The sequence below is a fragment of the Acinetobacter sp. AND/436 genome (assembly GCF_049546925.1).
Taxonomy (GTDB): Bacteria; Pseudomonadota; Gammaproteobacteria; order Pseudomonadales; family Moraxellaceae; genus Acinetobacter; species Acinetobacter indicus.
In genome coordinates, this window is record NZ_JBMXBO010000036.1 from 1 (window position 1) to 1,197 (window position 1,197).

Here is a 1,197-nt window from a genome sequence, read left to right on the forward strand (position 1 = left end):
TTTATCAAATGGAGCGTAAAACTCTGTCTTTCAGGTCAGAGATATAAGCGACACGACATGAAATGTCGTTTAATTACTAAAAACCAATATTTTAAGCCTGATATGAGCTAATATAAGCCCATGAAAACACTTAAATTACGCATAAAAGACAAACATTGTAAGGTGCTAGACCAATTGGCATCTGAAGTTAATTTTGTCTGGAACTATGTCAATGATTTGTGTTTCAAACACCTACAGCGCAAACAACAATTCTTTTCAGCATACGATATTGCTAAATACACGAAAGGCGCATCAAAGGAATGTAATCTTCATAGCCAAACCATTCAGGCTGTAACAGAAGAATTGGTCACTCGCAGAAAACAGTTCAAAAAATCAAAATTGAGATGGCGTGTCAGTAATAAGAAATCAGCAAGAAGATCACTAGGTTGGATACCCTTTAAAAAGGTCGCTATTAAATATGCCGATGGATACGTTCAGTATGGCAAGCATCAATTCAAGCTATGGGATAGTTACGGACTATCGAAATACAGCATTAAAACAGGCTCATTTGTAGAGGATAGTCGAGGACGTTGGTATGTCTGCTTAGTGGTTGATTCACCCAAACAAGACAAACCTACCGCCACAAAAGCCGTGGGTATTGATCTCGGCTTAAAGGATATTGCTACCTGTTCCGATGGCACAGTCATCAGTAATCCCAAGTTCTATCGAAAATACGAGCAAAAGCTCGGTATTGCTCAGAGAGCGAGAAATAAAAAGCGTGTCCGTGCATTACACGCCAAGATTGCAAACTGTCGTAAAGACTATTTGCACAAGGTTAGCACCCAGCTGGTGAAAGACAATGCACTGATTGTCGTTGGTGATCTAAGTGCGAACAAACTTGTAAAAACTAAAATGGCGAAATCTGTTTTAGATACAGGCTTTTCAGCACTCAAAACCATGCTCAAGTATAAATGCGAGAACGCAGGGGTCATGTTTGAGGAAGTCAACGAGAGATTCACAACCCAAACCTGTTCGAGCTGCGGTGCAATCACCGCAAGCAGTCCGAGAGGTAGAGCAGATTTGCGAATAAGAGTATGGGAATGTGAATGCGGAAGTGTAAATCAACGCGATTTAAACTCCGCCAAGAACATACTTGCGCTTGGGCATAAGCGTCTAGCAGTAGGAATCACCCTCCTTTCAGGTGGGTGAGGATGTCAA

General features: G+C 41.2%; 1 protein-coding gene. It reads left to right on the forward strand.

Annotated features, from left to right (window positions below):
* Positions 1 to 120 precede the first annotated feature (120 nt).
* Positions 121 to 1,188 carry an RNA-guided endonuclease InsQ/TnpB family protein gene (locus tag ACPEPR_RS13765; protein ID WP_160242681.1) on the forward strand — a complete coding sequence of 356 codons (1,068 nt, stop codon included), beginning with the start codon at positions 121 to 123 and terminating at the stop codon, positions 1,186 to 1,188.
* The last annotated feature ends 9 nt before the right edge of the window (positions 1,189 to 1,197 follow it).